This is a genomic window from uncultured Marinobacter sp. (genome assembly GCF_947488835.1).
In the GTDB taxonomy this organism is placed as follows: Bacteria; Pseudomonadota; Gammaproteobacteria; order Pseudomonadales; family Oleiphilaceae; genus Marinobacter.
In genome coordinates, this window is sequence record NZ_CANLBK010000002.1 from 220,178 (window position 1) to 234,957 (window position 14,780).

17 protein-coding genes are annotated in these 14,780 nt (G+C 52.7%); 12 read left to right on the plus strand and 5 right to left on the minus strand.

The window, feature by feature from the left end:
• Positions 1–31: 31 nt before the first annotated feature.
• The 7 genes from Q0824_RS09990 to Q0824_RS10020 all read left to right on the plus strand — a co-directional run bounded on the left by Q0824_RS09990 (position 32) and on the right by Q0824_RS10020 (position 5,408).
• A complete protein-coding gene (locus Q0824_RS09990) occupies positions 32–1,405 on the plus strand; it encodes an HDOD domain-containing protein (protein ID WP_298449961.1) in 1,374 nt (457 codons plus the stop codon).
• A gap of 201 nt (positions 1,406–1,606) precedes the next feature.
• Positions 1,607–2,260, plus strand: a complete 654-nt coding sequence (adk, locus tag Q0824_RS09995) for an adenylate kinase (protein WP_298449962.1) — start codon at positions 1,607–1,609, stop codon at positions 2,258–2,260.
• A 33-nt stretch (positions 2,261–2,293) separates the two neighbouring features.
• Positions 2,294–2,992, plus strand: coding sequence for a tRNA (adenosine(37)-N6)-threonylcarbamoyltransferase complex dimerization subunit type 1 TsaB (gene tsaB, locus Q0824_RS10000; RefSeq protein WP_298449964.1), 699 nt, complete (start codon positions 2,294–2,296; stop codon positions 2,990–2,992).
• A gap of 12 nt (positions 2,993–3,004) precedes the next feature.
• Complete coding sequence (locus Q0824_RS10005) at positions 3,005–3,844, plus strand: class I SAM-dependent methyltransferase (RefSeq protein WP_298449965.1); 840 nt, start codon at positions 3,005–3,007, stop codon at positions 3,842–3,844.
• A 396-nt stretch (positions 3,845–4,240) separates the two neighbouring features.
• Positions 4,241–4,477: a hypothetical protein gene (locus Q0824_RS10010; RefSeq protein ID WP_298449967.1), complete on the plus strand. Its 237-nt coding sequence runs from the start codon at positions 4,241–4,243 to the stop codon at positions 4,475–4,477.
• 87 nt (positions 4,478–4,564) lie between these two features.
• Entirely contained in the window at positions 4,565–4,960 is a 396-nt protein-coding gene (locus Q0824_RS10015) for a DUF2750 domain-containing protein (protein WP_298449969.1), read from the plus strand.
• Between the two features lie 124 nt (positions 4,961–5,084).
• Complete coding sequence (locus Q0824_RS10020) at positions 5,085–5,408, plus strand: hypothetical protein (protein ID WP_298449971.1); 324 nt, start codon at positions 5,085–5,087, stop codon at positions 5,406–5,408.
• Positions 5,409–5,537: 129 nt separating this feature from the next.
• Here Q0824_RS10020 and Q0824_RS10025 read toward each other — a convergent pair whose 3' ends face one another.
• Both Q0824_RS10025 and Q0824_RS10030 read right to left on the minus strand, forming a co-directional pair.
• Positions 5,538–5,831 carry a type II toxin-antitoxin system RelE/ParE family toxin gene (locus Q0824_RS10025; RefSeq protein ID WP_298449973.1) on the minus strand — a complete coding sequence of 98 codons (294 nt, stop codon included), beginning with the start codon at positions 5,829–5,831 and terminating at the stop codon, positions 5,538–5,540.
• A complete protein-coding gene (locus Q0824_RS10030; RefSeq protein WP_298449975.1) occupies positions 5,831–6,070 on the minus strand; it encodes a type II toxin-antitoxin system ParD family antitoxin in 240 nt (79 codons plus the stop codon). Before Q0824_RS10030 ends, Q0824_RS10025 begins: the two co-directional genes overlap by 1 nt.
• A gap of 532 nt (positions 6,071–6,602) precedes the next feature.
• On the opposite strand from Q0824_RS10030, the gene Q0824_RS10035 reads away from it, so the two are divergent.
• The 3 genes from Q0824_RS10035 (at position 6,603) to Q0824_RS10045 (ending at position 8,613) form a co-directional block, all read left to right on the plus strand.
• Positions 6,603–7,103: a pyridoxamine 5'-phosphate oxidase family protein gene (locus tag Q0824_RS10035; RefSeq protein ID WP_298449977.1), complete on the plus strand. Its 501-nt coding sequence runs from the start codon at positions 6,603–6,605 to the stop codon at positions 7,101–7,103.
• Positions 7,104–7,202: 99 nt separating this feature from the next.
• Entirely contained in the window at positions 7,203–7,655 is a 453-nt protein-coding gene (locus Q0824_RS10040) for a hypothetical protein (protein WP_298449979.1), read from the plus strand.
• 82 nt (positions 7,656–7,737) lie between these two features.
• Positions 7,738–8,613 (plus strand): DMT family transporter, encoded by an 876-nt coding sequence (locus Q0824_RS10045; protein ID WP_298449981.1) that lies wholly within the window; start codon positions 7,738–7,740, stop codon positions 8,611–8,613.
• A gap of 9 nt (positions 8,614–8,622) precedes the next feature.
• Here Q0824_RS10045 and plsB read toward each other — a convergent pair whose 3' ends face one another.
• Entirely contained in the window at positions 8,623–11,091 is a 2,469-nt protein-coding gene (plsB, locus tag Q0824_RS10050; RefSeq protein ID WP_298449983.1) for a glycerol-3-phosphate 1-O-acyltransferase PlsB, read from the minus strand.
• 141 nt (positions 11,092–11,232) lie between these two features.
• Here plsB and nudC point away from each other — a divergent pair, with 141 nt between their 5' ends.
• Positions 11,233–12,063, plus strand: a complete 831-nt coding sequence (nudC, locus tag Q0824_RS10055; protein ID WP_298449985.1) for an NAD(+) diphosphatase — start codon at positions 11,233–11,235, stop codon at positions 12,061–12,063.
• On the plus strand, positions 12,056–12,889 hold the full coding sequence (gene murI / locus Q0824_RS10060; RefSeq protein ID WP_298449987.1) for a glutamate racemase: 834 nt from the start codon (positions 12,056–12,058) through the stop codon (positions 12,887–12,889). The genes nudC and murI overlap by 8 nt, the downstream gene beginning before the upstream one ends.
• Here murI and Q0824_RS10065 read toward each other — a convergent pair.
• Together Q0824_RS10065 and Q0824_RS10070 are read right to left on the minus strand one after the other, a co-directional pair.
• Positions 12,884–13,891, minus strand: a complete 1,008-nt coding sequence (locus Q0824_RS10065; protein WP_298449989.1) for a DUF2156 domain-containing protein — start codon at positions 13,889–13,891, stop codon at positions 12,884–12,886. The genes murI and Q0824_RS10065 overlap by 6 nt on opposite strands.
• A gap of 40 nt (positions 13,892–13,931) precedes the next feature.
• Entirely contained in the window at positions 13,932–14,585 is a 654-nt protein-coding gene (locus Q0824_RS10070; RefSeq protein ID WP_298449991.1) for a class I SAM-dependent methyltransferase, read from the minus strand.
• Between the last annotated feature and the right edge of the window lie 195 nt (positions 14,586–14,780).

A 14,780-nucleotide genomic window follows, 5' to 3' on the forward strand; every position in this document is an offset into this window, starting at 1 on the left:
GCCCCTGCCATAGATAACAGGAGTATTGTTTTTGGCTCTCGCAGCGCGACTGGAGCGTTTTTTTAATCAACAAGGTATAGCTTATCAGGAGCTGCCCATCGACCGGGCTACCAGCCTGGATGAAGCGGTATCTGCGTTGGGCGAATCCCGAATAAACGTCATTAAAGCAACACTGCTGATTGATATCAGCGGCATTGTTATGGCTGTGCATAAATACGACAGTTCGCTTGATACAGAGGCTCTGCGCCGATTGACGGGGCGCTATTTGCAACCCCTGACGGCGCAGCAGACCATACGACTGTTCGGTGATTGTGATCCCGGGTTTACCCCACCAATTGGCAATGCTTACGAGTTACCGGTGCTGCTGGATGAACGTATTGCACGGGCCGAGCGGGTGTTGTTTTCCAGTGGTACAGATCACTCCTTGGTGGAGTTGGATGGACCCTCGTTGCGTTTGGCTATGGCTGGTAGCCGGGAAGGGAATTTGGCTATTCGCGGGCCAGGCAATAACGGTGATCGGGATGCGCTGACGCTGGCAGAAGTGGCCAGTAAACTGAAAAAGCTGTACCGCCTGCCGCCGATGCCGGCACTGGCATTGCGTATTCTGCGCCTGACCTCCGACACCGAGGCCACGGCCCGGGAGTTGGCGGAGCTGATTGAATTTGACCCCAGCCTGACCGCACAGGTAATGCGCTATGCCCGGTCGGCCCTGTTCCATTACCCTGGCCAGATCAACTCTGTTCAGGATGCTGTAACACGTGTGCTCGGTTTTGACCGGGTTGCCCACATAGCACTGGGCATTGCTTCAGTGCGGGCATTCGATGTGCCCAAGGCGGGCATTCTGGGCATGGATAATTTCTGGCGCCACTCGCTGTATTGCGCGTTCGTGGCCCAACGCATGGCGCCCCGCTGTGGTGCAGACAAAGGCTTAGCCTATTTGTGTGGTTTGTTGCATAACTTTGGCTTGTTACTGGTGGGGCACTTGTTCCCGGTGGAATTCAAAGAACTTAACAAGCTGCGGGAAGCCAATCCAGAAACCAGCATGCAGTCTTTGGAGCAACAGGTTTTCGGGCAGGGCAGTGAACAGGAAATTATATCGGTAGGCCACGGTGCCATTGGTGGCATTCTGCACCGGCTTTGGGAATTGCCTGATCCGGTCATCAAAGCCGCAGGCGTGCACCAGCAGCCAGGCTACCAAGGCGAGCATCAAAACTACGTGATGATGGTTCAACTGGCCAACGCGTTGCTGAAAGAGCGGGGCATTGGCGACGAGTTTAATTCAGATGATCTTCCCTCCTTGCTGCATGGCTTGGGGCTGGAGCCTGGATTCGTGGATGAGTTGAATGCCGAAATCGATCAGGTTGCCCCTGAACTGGATGCTCTGGCATCGTCACTCAACACCTGATAATGGTCTTCCGAGCCTCCGTTATACGTCCGTTTTCTGAAGATGATACGGAGGTCGACTTTCTCTGAAGTGCCTGACTTCGTATAATGCGCGATCATCGAACTTGATCAACATAGGTTTCGACGGGAGAGGTTGTCGCAAAGGCACAGGTTTTTGCCACAGTTTTTCAAACTTTAATAACGAAAATGGGAGCACAGCTGTATGCGAATCATCATGTTAGGCGCACCAGGCGCTGGGAAGGGGACGCAAGCCCAATTCATTACTGAGCGTTTTGGTATTCCCCAGATTTCCACTGGCGATATGCTGCGGGCAGCTGTTAAAGCGGAATCCGAACTTGGGCTACAGGTCAAAGAAGTGATGGCGACCGGTGGTTTGGTATCCGACGACATAATTATTGCGTTGATTGAAGAGCGAATTAAGCAGCCAGATTGCAAAAACGGTTATCTGCTGGATGGTTTTCCCCGCACAATTCCCCAGGCCGAAGCCTTGAAAGATCAGGGTATTGTGATCGACTACGTTGTCGAAATCGCTGTGGACGACGAAGAGATTGTTAGCCGACTGTCTGGCCGCCGCGTGCATGAGGGCAGTGGCCGCATTTATCACGTCAAATACGATCCACCCAAAGTGGAAGGTAAAGACGATGAAACAGGTGAGCCGCTGATGCAACGTGCAGACGACAAGGAAGAAACCGTTCGCAAGCGCTTGAAGATCTACCACGATCAGACCGCACCGTTAATCGGTTACTACCAGGATCTGGCCAAGACACAGCCGGAAGCGGCGCCAGAGTATGTGAGTGTTAAAGGCGTAGGTAGCCTGGACAGTATTCGCGAACAGATTAGCGCTCGCCTCAAATAATCCATTGATGTTCTACCGAGGCCATTCACGCCTGTGAAACTTTTGGCACTGGACACCTCCTCAGAGGGCTGCTCTGCAGCCCTTTTTGTTGACGGTGAGGTTATCGAGAAGTTTGAGATTGCACCCAGAGGCCATACACGCCTTCTGATGCCAATGCTGCGAGAGTTATTGGCGGAGCAAGGGCTCAAACCCGCCAATCTCGATGCCCTGGCATTTGCCCGTGGCCCAGGATCCTTTACCGGAGTTCGTATCGCCACGGGTGTGGTTCAGGGCCTGGCATGGGGGCTTGACCTCCCGGTTGTGCCTGTATCTTCGCTTGAAACGGTTGCTCTTGGGGCTATTGAAACCCTCCAGATAAGTGAAGGCCAAGGCGTAGCTGTCGCCTTTGATGCCCGCATGAGCGAAGTCTATTGGGGCTGCTTCCTGAATCGTTCGGGCCTACCGGAGCTGGTGGGTGAGGAGCGAGTCTGTTCACCTTCGAAGGTTGCTCTGGAGCCCAGCGTTGTGGAATGGGCTGGCGCAGGCCAGGGTTGGGCTTTTCGCGACAAAATGCCCGCCGAGGTTTCAAACCTGATCACTGCGGTGGACGACTCTCTCGTTCCCCGGGCTGCCTGGGTAGCGCGCCTGGCCGCTTTGAAGTTCAGCCAGGGCTTGGTTGTGCCGGCAGAACAAGCGCAACCGGTGTACATCCGCGATGAAATCACCTGGAAGAAATTACCGGGTCGTGAGTAAGGTTTTTATCTGATGGCACGCCCTAAGGCTTCAAGCACCTCCTCTGAAAACGAACTTATTCCTCTGGCAGTTGCCCGAAGCCCCCTGGGCGATGAGCACAAAGCCAAACTGCTCAGTTCTGAATTGTCCCTACCTTACCTCGGTACTGTGCGCCCCAAAGACGTGCGGCATGCCAGTGCCTTGTTGTTTCTGGATGAGAACGGCTTGTGTCTCCAAGTGGCTGGGAAGGGTGCTCCAGGCCCTGTGAGAGCAGAGTTTGTAACCGGTAAAATGGGCTATCGTCGCGAGCATGGTGGCGGTGCAGGCCAGCTTGTTGCGCGCGCTGTCGGCTTGCAGAAAGCCAAAGCAGGCCTGCATGTTCTGGATGCCACGGCAGGTTTGGGCCAGGATGCGTTTGTACTGGCCAGCCTCGGTTGTCGGGTCAGCCTGTTCGAGCGCAACCCTGTGATTCATGCTTTGCTGGCGGATGGTTTGGCGAGGGCGGCTCTTAATATGGATTGCGCGCCCATTATCGCCCGAATGACTCTCAGGGCTGGCAGTAGCATTGACTGGTTGACCAGCGTCGAAGAGGCCTCTGAAGTGGCCGACGTTATCTATCTCGACCCCATGTTTCCCCACAGGGACAAATCTGCGCTGGTGAAGAAGGAAATGCAGGTGTTCCGAACGGTAGTAGGGGATGACGACGACTCAGAAGCTTTGTTGAACGCTGCACTCGCCACCGCAACCTATCGCGTGGTGGTTAAACGCCCACGCAAGGCACCGGCGATCCCCGGGCCTGAGCCGAGCACACGGGTAGAGGGCAAGAGTAGCCGTTACGATATCTATCCAATCCGAGCATTACCCTCACGCTAGCCCTCTAGTTTATCCTTTGCCCACTAGCGCTGTAGTTCCCATGATGTTCGAAGATCCGAATCTAACCAGCGCAGGCGCGCATACTGCAGCAGTTATACGAACGCGTTCGCAAAACTCCACAACTCTCCAGAGAAAAGAACGTAACTATCTGATAGGGTTGGAAAGTTGGAGAAGGAAGGGTGGAGTTATACGCCCATGGTGGGAGCAGGAGTGGCTCGAAATAGGGCGTATAACTCCGGCGGTAGCCGTGATAATTGGTGCTCAAGATTCTGTTTTTATTTGGAAAATCTTATTTTCTTGAGTGTGGTTGAATGAAGTTTTACGAATGAGTGATATACGAACTCGTTCGTATAATTAGCTGTTATGCAGCGCTTATTAACACAGGAGGTTGGCTCTATGGATGACGAAATGCTGCCTCCATGGCTTCAATATCCGAAAATTCCGTTGGGGTCTATGGGTTGGCGTATGGGGCCTGGCGAAGAATACTGGTATGAGTTCGTCGACTGGTACTGCAGGCTTAATGCGGAAGAAAGAGAAAGGTACAAGGGGCGCTACCCCAAGCCTGAAAGTTGGAAGGTGTTTTGGCCATATATCCCTCAAAAGCTTGAGGCGTATCTTGGAACTGATGCATAACAAGCCGCTGTTGCCGGACAACGTTTCTACCGCTGCGCGGCTCCAAAATTGCCGCAAAGCTCCGCGTTATGCTCAAAAGGAAACCCGATGCCTTATCGAATGAACCCCCAACAATATCAGTCTGTATTGGCACTTAGCAGTGCTGATAGAAGCACTCATTTTGTCCGTAAGGTGGCTGATTGGCAGCAGCTATGGGCTGTGAAAAACGAAGAGGGTTGGTTAGTTCCAATTACCCCCGATAGTTTGGAGTATTTCCCTGTCTGGCCGCATTCGGAATATGCACAAAAAATCGCAGATGAGCATTTTCCGGGTCACCATGCTGTTGAAATCACCTTGGATGAATTTCTGTCGCATTGGCTGCCAACTTTCGAGCAGGACGATGTGAAGGTAGCCGTATTTCCAAACAAAGAGTGGGTTTTCTGGGTGATGGAACCTGCAGATTTGGCACAATGCCTGGGGGATGAGCTGACCTTGTATGAGTAAAGCATAACCAGTCATTCCAGTTCGTTCCGGCCCTTAAGGGCCTCCACCGGACGGCCTTTTCTCCGCTTCGCTGCGTAAAGGCCGCCGCTGAATATTGGCGTTATGACTACTAAGGAGAGGTAAGTTGGGTTTAGTTCTGAAATTAGCAATACTGATCTACTGCATTCGCCATGTAATGAACACCGCTCGTCCGGGGCAGACAGCAGCAATTTACGCAGGTTCCTTTCTAGTCGTCGGCTTGGTGCTTGCTGTCATAGATGGGTTCTCGGCTCTGGTAGGCATTAGTCTCGGCATCACCCTCGTTTACGACCTGTTAACTGGTTTCATTTTTTTCTGGCTCATTGACCGATACCACGGTAATTCGCTCGCGTTTTACACCATCATTATCTTGGGCATCGCGGCCAGCCTTGGGATTAAATTTCTCATCGTCTTCGGGCTACAGTCATAACCAGTAGTTGTAGTACGTTCTGCACTTCCCCCACTTCAGTAGACACGCATCGATAACTCCGAAGAAGGAGAAGACCGATGGCCGCCGGACGCCACTGACGTGGCGCCACTGTGCTCAGGCGTTATGGGGTTACAGGTGCTGTTCCACATCCATGCTGTTGTGAAGAATCCTTATTACAACGATATGGGATTCCGTACCAGTCCGGTAAAAGATGACATGGCTACCCTGGCTGAATTTTTTGTACCCTGGCTTGATATCGTCCGCATCGCGGCCTATTTCAGGCTGACGAGAAAGCAGCTTGAAGGAATCATCAAGCTGCTTGAGGTATTTATCGCGTTGCCGCTTTCCCCATTTTTCATTGGTAAAGCGGCCAATATCAATTAGGTCTTTCCGGGCAACAACAGTGAGCAGATATGGACGCATTAGTGAGCTTCGTTGTCCAGTTCTGCAATAACGCTTTCAAGGGAGTAGTCCGCTATCCCGCTTTGCTCGCCTTCATCCAAGAGGCGTCGGAGGCGATCAAGCTTGGTCTCTGTTTCTTCAAGCAGGCGCAGTCCAGCGCGGACTACCTCGCTCGCCGAGCCATAACGGCCATTCTCCACTTGGGCTGCTATAAACTCATCAAAGTGAGATCCAAGTGTAATGCTAGTATTTCTAGCCATGAGAAGCCTCCTGTACCAAATATTGGTACATTGTGCCAAGGCGCCCATGACAAGGCAAGGCAGGCCTACGCGATAAAGCCGCGCGGCTGATTGCGGCGTTAAGTCGGACCCTGGCGTGCGTCAGTGCCGCTTAACATCCATCGTCAGCACTAAAGAACCATGACTCAAAAATATGTCACTAGCATTCAAGGTGGGATCCTAAAAACAGCTGACGTTCCTGAACGGGAGATTCCTTTCCAAAGCATCGCCAGGTTGGTTTTGCTGGTAAAGCGATTGTCGGCACAAGGGTACGCCTTTGTAGACGCTCCGAGTGGGTGGCCACCCGCAGCGGTGCTTCAACAGCTTCAGGGACAAGGACAGATGGATTTCTCATTCACAGCGATAACTTGGTCTGGGCCGCGTGACTATCGCACTTATCAGGTTCCGGAGTGCTAACCAGTCATCAGGTTCGTTTCTTTAGGGGAATAGAACTCCTTACGGGCGCCGGACGCACGCGCCGTTTATGGCGGCGTTATGTACTAAGGGAGAAGCTATGAGTATTGAGGATGATTGGGGAAAAGTTAAAGCGGTGCTGGAGCAGGGGCAAGCCTCGACTCTCTATTGTTCAATCGCAACGGTAAATCCGGATGGAACACCTCACATAACGCCTGTTGGCACAGTATTTTTGGGTGAGGATCAGCGAGGTTATTTCTTTGATCACTATGCCCAAGCTTTGGGTCGCAATATTGATCAAAACTCTCACGTATGCATTATGGCGGTAAACGCTGGCCGCTTTTTTTGGCTGCGATCTCTATTAAAAGGTCGCTTCGTTGCCCCACCTGGTGTGAGGTTGTACGGCAAAGTTGGGCCGATTCGTGAAGCGACTCCCGAAGAGGTCGAAAAAATAGAAAGACGGGTTAAGCCGTCGAGCTGGATGAAAGGTGCTCGGCAGCTCTGGACTGATTTCACGCATGTTAGAGATATTGAGTTTACTCACTACAAACCAGTCACTTACCCTGTGATGATGGACGGGATGTGGCCGAAAAATGCATAACCAGTCATTCCAGTTCGTTCTGCACTTCCCCCATTCCGGCCTGCGGCCTCCATCGGACGCCTCTGTGCTTCACGTTAGCGAGCAGGAGATCACACTACTATGCTGAAACATATTCATTTCATCGCTGGGTTGCTGGCCACACTGGCTATTGCCACCTTCTTCCTTTCCACAGTTGTCGTTGAATTGTTTGGCTCTCACGAGGCGGTGGCATCAGTTAAAGCTTTAATCGTTATGCCTGGCCTGCTTATTCTGGTGCCTGCAATTGCAGCAACGGGCGGCAGTGGTTTCTTTTTATCAAAATCACGTCAAGGGCGACTCGTTGATATCAAGAAAGCGAGAATGCCGTTTATAGCTTTGAATGGTCTTCTAGTTTTAATTCCATGCGCCATTTTCCTAAACAAGTGGGCATCTGAAGGCGCTTTTGACAGCATGTTCTATCTTGTTCAGGGTATAGAGCTATTGGCAGGTGCGGTGAATCTCACTCTTATGGGGTTGAATATCCGTGATGGGTTGAAAATTTCTGGGCGCCTTCGCATTCAACATACCCGCTAGCACTTTACTCAAGCCGACGTCGCTTCGCGGCGAGGCTTAATTTGGGCGCCCTAGATTACAGGTGCCCATAGGAAAACGTTTAATGTCGAATGCCCGCATCATTGTTCTTACGTCGTTAGCCATGGTTGCTTTTGCAGGTAATTCATTGCTCTGCCGGGCTGCGCTCAGGGATACCAGCATCGACGCAGCCAGTTTTACGACTATTCGATTGGTTTCCGGTGCCGTGGTGCTTTGGCTAATCGTACGGATGAGGCACAGCTCACCTGCCGGCGCTGGCAACTGGACGTCTGCTTTTGCGTTGTTTGTTTATGCTGCCGGCTTTTCTTTTGCCTATACAGGCTTGTCTGCAGCAACCGGTGCACTGCTACTCTTTGGCGCGGTCCAAGCGACCATGATTGGCTATGGTATTTGGGGTGGGGAACGGCTGCATAAACCGCAACTCATTGGCCTTTCCCTCGCTTTCGGGGGGCTAATTGGTCTCATGCTGCCGGGGCTCTCAGCACCGCCATTATATGGTTCCGTGTTGATGTTGGTTTCCGGCATTGCCTGGGGCATCTACTCCCTGCGCGGGAAGGGAGGGGGGGATCCGACCAGGGTTACAACGGGGAATTTTCTACGTGCTGTTCCGATCACAATAGCAATGAGTGTACTCATGTTGAGCGGTGCGTCGCTCGATACTGATGGGTTCTGGTATGCAGTTTCGTCGGGGGCACTGGCGTCCGGCGTCGGCTACGCCATTTGGTACACAGCCCTACCTGGGTTGAAGGCCACTAATGCTGCGACAATTCAACTGAGTGTTCCGATTGTTGCGGCGCTGGGTGGCGTCATTATTTTGGGTGAACCCGTAACCCTGCGTTTGGTATTGGCGTCCGTAGCTATTCTCGGTGGAATCGCGCTGGTTATTATGAAGAGGCAGGATGCGAAAAGTGCCCAACAAATCACTGCAGGTGACGTGTGAGCTCACACGTCACACGCCCAACATAGTAACTTGCTGAATAGCCTGTCGTTTCTCCACGCTCAGCACCAGTCGGGCATCATCTGCCACTTCATCCAGGCCTTCGCCGTAGCAGAGAAGTCCGTTTTCGTCGGTGGTTAAAACGTCATTGCTCTGCATGTTAGCGATGAAATTCCGGAACAGGCTTTTGTCGAAAAACTCTGGTGCGTTCAGGCCGAACAATATAGACATCCGCTCTGCGAGCAAGGTGCACTGTTCTTCCAGTTCTGCTGCGGTGATCGTCCCCGAGCCATTTTTGCGCAGTATGCCCAGCGCGATATGGTACCGCTCTACCGTCTGAATGATGAATCGGGACAGTATTCTGAGGCGCAGCATGGCTTCAGTGCCTTCTTCAGGGCGCGCGATTCTGTCGTCATCCTGGGCAACCAGTAGGCCCTGTTCTACCAGAACGTCAATCCACTGGTTAATCACCGCTTCCGCCTCTTCAGGCTGGTACTTCAGGAACAGTTCAGACTGAATGTATGGGTAGGCAACGCTGGCAAGATGGACGATTCTTTCCCGCGCAAGTGAGCTCTTGTTCTCGAACAGGCTAGCCACCAGGGCGGGCAGTGCAAACAGGTGCTGAATGTTGTTGCGATAGTAGGTCATCAGTATGGCATTGCTGCCTTCCAGCCCAATGATGTCACCCAGCTTCTGTGGTTGGCGTGAGATCAGCCCCATGGATTCGCAGTAGGTAACCCAGTCTTTGCCTGAGCCCTCAGGCAAGGTTACGGTATCGGCGTAGGGGAAGGTTTTGAGCAGGTGTGCGTACTGATCTGCCAGGCGAATAAGCTGGCCCTCATCCATGGCCAGCCTTTCAGCGCCAAGCAATACGGTTGCGATCATGCCAATGGGGTTTACTGCTACCGAAGCGTTAATGTTGGAGGCAACGCGCTGTGATAGCTCGCCAACCGCCTCGTTGAGCCAGGCAGGACGATACTCTGAGCTGTAAGCCTCATCGCGCCAGCTGTCGCGGACATCGTCCAGCACTTCAGACAAATGTATGGCCTCGCCAAAGTTGAGTGCAACTTTGCCGAAGGAGCTGCCAAGGTTGCGGGCGGATTTTGCCAGCCCGAACACGCTTTCTTTCTGCTTTTTCTTACCCCGGAGTTCGCCCAGGTAAGATCGCCCTTCCATAACCTTTTCATACCCGATGTACACAGGAACAAAAACAATCGGCTTGCGGTGATCGCGCAGAAAGCTGCGCACTGTCATGGCGAGCATGCCCGGGCGGGGTTGCAGCATACGGCCGGTGCGGCTGCGACCGCCTTCTACAAAATATTCAACTGAATAGCCACGGGTGAACATTACGTGCATGTATTCGTTGAAAACGGTGCTGTAAAGCGGGTTGTCCCGAAAGCTTCTGCGCATGAAGAAGGCCCCGCCCCTGCGCAGGATGGGCCCCAATATCGGCATGTTCAGGTTGATGCCTGCTGCGATGTGCGGGGGCATCAGGCCGTTTTTGTAGAGCACGTAAGACAGCAACAGGTAGTCGATATGGGAGCGGTGGCAGGGCACGTATATCACCGTGTTGTTCTGAGCCGTCTCCTTGGCCACGCGAATGTTGTTAACGGCAATGCCTTTGTAGATACGGTTCCAGAGCCAGGCAAGTAGCACCTCAAAAATACGGATGGTGACGATGGACATGCTGGCGGCAATTTCATCGGCGTATTTGTAGGCGCGGGCACGCACCTTTTCTGGCGCTATGTCTTCTTTGGCTGCGGTTTCCCGGATAGCCTCTTTAACGGCCTGAGTTCTTACCAGGCCCTCTACAAGCGTTCTCCGGTGCGATAAATCCGGGCCCAGCACTGCTTGTCGAACCTTGCGGAAGTGAGTTCGCAGAATACGGGCAAGCTTACGGTTGGCGCGCTCTTCGCTGTGGCGGTACTCTTCAACAATCTGCTTCAGGGGGAAGGGCTTATTGAATTGCACATAGGTGTTGCGGCCGTGCACCAGAATAATCAGGAATTTCTGCAGGCGGCCAGCAACAGACCAGGTGTCTGATAAAAGCAGTTTTACCAAGGATTTTTCTTTGTCCGGAGAGCGCCCCCAGAACAGGGATACAGGAACAATCTGGACATCCTTCTCCGGGTTTTCCAGGCCGTAGCGCACCAACGCCTGGAAATCAGGGGTTGGGACGGGCGCCTGGCGTTTTCGGAATGCTCCGCCCGCTCGGCGGTAGAGAAAAAAGAATGAGTGCGAGGGGCCATTTTTAACCGGAAGCGAGGTGGTTGCGCCGGGCAGTTTTGCTCGTATCACTTCCTGCTCAAGCACAAGGCGACTGGATAACGAGCTGTATTGCAGCACATAGCATACAGGCTTTTCAGGCGACAACCCCAGTGCTTCAGCGCTGTTCCCGCTGACATCTGTCCGAACCCATAAAAACAGGATTTTCCGGAAAAGTGTCAGGATCAGGCTTCGAATACCCTGGTAAAGACGCATAAAATGTCGCTCCGATGAAAAACAGCCGCCAAGTTTACTTGGTTGAGTGAGAGCCGGAAAGCCAATGCTTCATTCTTGAAGCTCTCTTCTGTGTGATACATTCCTGTTTGGCCCGTTTAACACTATAAGGTGCGATGCGAGATGGCGACGTCAACAATTCAGTGGAGCCCCGGATGGACAACCAGGCAGCCCGAGCGGGGAGACCTTGTGTTGGCACTGTCTGGATCTGGTGTACTCAAGCCGGATGATGGATGGTTGCAGCCGCTGGAACGGCTGCCTGCGCAGGCAGGTAATGCTCGCTTTGTCTCTTTGGGAAGTGTTGATGGTCGCCCGGTTTTCGTGACTGAGGTGCCGGAATCCATGGGTGCCGCCGGTGATGTTGTTTCCCTTCGCGACGCCTTAATGATGATCAGTGATGTACCTGCAGCCATGCTCAGCACCGGCTTTCAGGTTTGGCAGTGGTTTCAGGATCATCAATATTGTGGCCGTTGTGGTGGTAGCACGGGGTTTCATCGGCGGGAGCGGGCAAAGTGGTGCGATAGCTGCGGTATTCCGTGGTACCCGCGGCTTGCACCCTGTGTGATTGTGGTGATTCGCAAAGAGGATCACTATCTTTTGGCCAAGTCTTCTCGCGTAAAACGCCATTTTTACAGCCTGATTGCGGGTTTCGTGGAGCCGGGTGAGAGCCTCGAAGCTGCTGTTGTCCGTGAAGTAAAAGAAGAAACCGGCCTGGATGTCACCAATATTCAATACCAGGCGTCTGAGCCATGGCCATTTCCACACCAGTTGATGGCCGGATTTTTTGCTGATTATGCCGGTGGCGAACTGGTTCTGCAGGAAGATGAGCTGGCCGACGCAGGTTGGTTTTTGCCCGGTAGCAGGCCGCCAGTGCCACCGGATACTACGATTTCCGGGCGACTGATACGGGATATGGAAAGAGTGATTACTGGTGGAGTATCCGGCTTTGAGTGAGCGTGGCTTACCGCGGGTTCTGGTTTTTGATTCAGGCGTTGGCGGGTTAAGCGTTGCAGCCTGCGTCCATAAAAAACTGCCGCATGCTTCTATTGTCTATCTGGCTGATAACGCAGCCTTTCCTTACGGAAATCAAGCAGAATCTGTCGTCGTTGAGCGTTGTTGCTCGCTCATTGCGAAGGCGCTTGAACAATACCCTTGTGATGCGATTGTAGTGGCTTGCAACACGGCCAGCACGGTTGTCTTGCCGCACTTGCGGGCAATAACAGCTGTGCCCGTAGTGGGTGTTGTACCTGCGGTGAAGCCGGCAGCAGAACAAACCCTGAATCACCGGATTGGGCTTTTGGCCACGCCTGCAACGGTGCGCCGGCGCTACCTCGATGAGTTGGTGCGGGAGTTTGCCTCTCACTGCGAGGTTGAGCGTGTTGGGCACCCGGCGTTGGTTCAGTGGGCTGAGGATTTGGCCAGAGGGGTAGCGGTGCCTCAGGCTGAACTCGATAGCGCAGTTGCTAGCCTGCGAAATGCTAGAGTGGATACCGTTGTTCTCGGGTGTACTCACTATCCATTGTTGCTGGATAATCTTCGGTTAAGCCTGCCGGAAGTGAAGTTTTGGGTGGATTCCGGGGAGGCTATTGCCCGCCGAGTTGCCTGGCTTCTGGCGCAAGCCGAAAAGCCTTTAACTGCAGCGGCGCCCGGTGACGTTAAAGGCGAGCCTGTGGCGGCAGCCCTGTTCACCGGTAAGGCTCCGGACGGTGTGGCCAATTATATGGCAATCATGGGCCTGCAGCCTGCCGAGGTTATCGGGAATTGGCCCTCAGAGTCATAGCACCTGGGTCAGTTTGAACATGGCAATAAACTCAAGCGCCGGTATGCTCCGCTTGTGGCAGCAGTAGGTCTTGAAGTTGTCGCCGCGAAACCGTGATTTGGTGAACTCCAGTCCCTTGAAGTTATAGATAAAATTACCCCGGTTATAGATGCCGTGCAGAATGCGTTTTAGAAGCCGTCCTTCCTGATGTTCCGTGGTTGAGTCAAGGGACAGCGGGATAAGCCCTAGGTCCAGATAGGGAATGCCTTCGGCTTTAAATGCTTCCATTGCATGTGCCATCAGGGTATAGAAAATGCCCTGTTTGAAATCGGCGTTGGCACGGGAAATATTAGGGACGTAGCTGATAATCTCGTTGTCGCGATAAATCGGATCAAAGTAGATAAATCCGACCGCTTTGCCCTCCTGGTACGCATAAAATCGGCGTTCATTTTCGCGGTATTCCATGTCCATGGGGCGAATCAGAAAGCGGATTTCATTACTTTTGCATTTGCGTGTACGAATCCAGGCTTCCGAAATTTCGCGGGTGTGGTCGTCGCTGAAGCGTTCCTGCACCGTAATGGCACTTTTTTCAGCCTGATTCAGTGCCGTGCGCAGAATCTGCTTTTTCTTGCCGCTGAGAGACCACTTGCCCAGGTCGATCCGGGATTCACTGCCAAACTGTGTGCCGTACAAACCAAAGCGCTGGTGCAAGAAATCCACAACCGGCTTGGAAACCTGCACATAGGAAGCGTTAGGGAAGCGTTTTTGGAACAGTTCCAGAACCGCACCGAAGTTTTCCGGGGCGCAGACGGGGTCTGATAGAACGATGGTTGTGCCCCACTGGCGCATGTAGGCCACATAACCCATGCCCGGTACGTCAAAATATTGCATCCCCGGCTGCAGGGTAGAGAAAGATTGGGAATGGCCGCCAAACCTCTTCAGGTAACCCACCCGCTCACTGAAGGTAAAAGCGTTGCTTTCAAGCTCGGAGGCCTGGTGGAGAGCGAGAATTTGATCTGACATGGTGAATCTCCTCGGTTTTTATTATTTGGCAGATGACCTGTTATGCCTGCTTGCGGCCGAGAATTGACCAGTAACAATCCATATTCAGCAGTTTGAAATGCTTTTTCTCCGTTACTTCAAGGCCAAGGCTGCGCATGTGCTCCGGGTAGTTGTAAATTTTGTGGAACGCATTGTTGGCAAACAGCCAGAAGGTAAAAACGGCCATGTACCAATACAGCTTTTTGAATGCACGTGAGAGCACATTGCCGGTTGGGTAGCAGAAATCGCCAACAACAATGTGGGCGTCTTCCTTGCCTAGTTGGATCAGGTGCTCCAGGACCTTTACCATCATGGTTTCGTCGAATACGTTGAGGAAAAAGTTGGCCACAACCATGTCATATTGGCCTAACTCATCCACTTTCATGATGTCGCTGTGAATGCGGCGAATGTTGAGGTGGGGGGCTTCGCTTTCCTGGGCTTCTCCGAACTTGCGAAGCATGGTTTCTGACAGGTCAACAACGGTTACGTCAGCGCCCAGTTCCGCTGCACGTATGGCATCTCTGCCATGACCAACACCAGCAAACAGAATGCGGTCGCCGGGCTTAACTGTTTCTACGTCCAGCATGGCGGTTTTACAGCGGTGGATGTTTTTTCCGCTGTAAAGGTTGCTGAGGAAGTCGTATACGGGGCCGATGTAGCGATACTTGTCACGCATGATAACTGCTGCCTGTTCTTGTTAGCTTGAATGCTGCCATCGTTATTGTGTTTTTTTGCCATCCTGACTTGCCAGGATGTTTCGATGGCCAATGTCTTTGTGATTCAAGTTTATTGAGCGGAGCAGAGAAAGTATGTGCCGTAATCCCCATTTCGAGATACACAAAGTAACCTGAGGCAACACTTTGATAACAGA

Coding starts and splice junctions, on each gene's coding strand:
- adk (WP_298449962.1), top strand. CDS start 1,607: ATGCGAATCATCATGTTAGGCGCACCAGGCGCTGGGAAGGGGACGCAA.
- Q0824_RS10005 (WP_298449965.1), top strand. CDS start 3,005: ATGGCACGCCCTAAGGCTTCAAGCACCTCCTCTGAAAACGAACTTATT.
- Q0824_RS10010 (WP_298449967.1), top strand. CDS start 4,241: ATGGATGACGAAATGCTGCCTCCATGGCTTCAATATCCGAAAATTCCG.
- Q0824_RS10015 (WP_298449969.1), top strand. CDS start 4,565: ATGCCTTATCGAATGAACCCCCAACAATATCAGTCTGTATTGGCACTT.
- Q0824_RS10025 (WP_298449973.1), bottom strand. CDS start 5,831: ATGCGTCCATATCTGCTCACTGTTGTTGCCCGGAAAGACCTAATTGAT.
- Q0824_RS10030 (WP_298449975.1), bottom strand. CDS start 6,070: ATGGCTAGAAATACTAGCATTACACTTGGATCTCACTTTGATGAGTTT.
- Q0824_RS10035 (WP_298449977.1), top strand. CDS start 6,603: ATGAGTATTGAGGATGATTGGGGAAAAGTTAAAGCGGTGCTGGAGCAG.
- Q0824_RS10040 (WP_298449979.1), top strand. CDS start 7,203: ATGCTGAAACATATTCATTTCATCGCTGGGTTGCTGGCCACACTGGCT.
- Q0824_RS10045 (WP_298449981.1), top strand. CDS start 7,738: ATGTCGAATGCCCGCATCATTGTTCTTACGTCGTTAGCCATGGTTGCT.
- plsB (WP_298449983.1), bottom strand. CDS start 11,091: ATGCGTCTTTACCAGGGTATTCGAAGCCTGATCCTGACACTTTTCCGG.
- nudC (WP_298449985.1), top strand. CDS start 11,233: ATGGCGACGTCAACAATTCAGTGGAGCCCCGGATGGACAACCAGGCAG.
- Q0824_RS10065 (WP_298449989.1), bottom strand. CDS start 13,891: ATGTCAGATCAAATTCTCGCTCTCCACCAGGCCTCCGAGCTTGAAAGC.
- Q0824_RS10070 (WP_298449991.1), bottom strand. CDS start 14,585: ATGCGTGACAAGTATCGCTACATCGGCCCCGTATACGACTTCCTCAGC.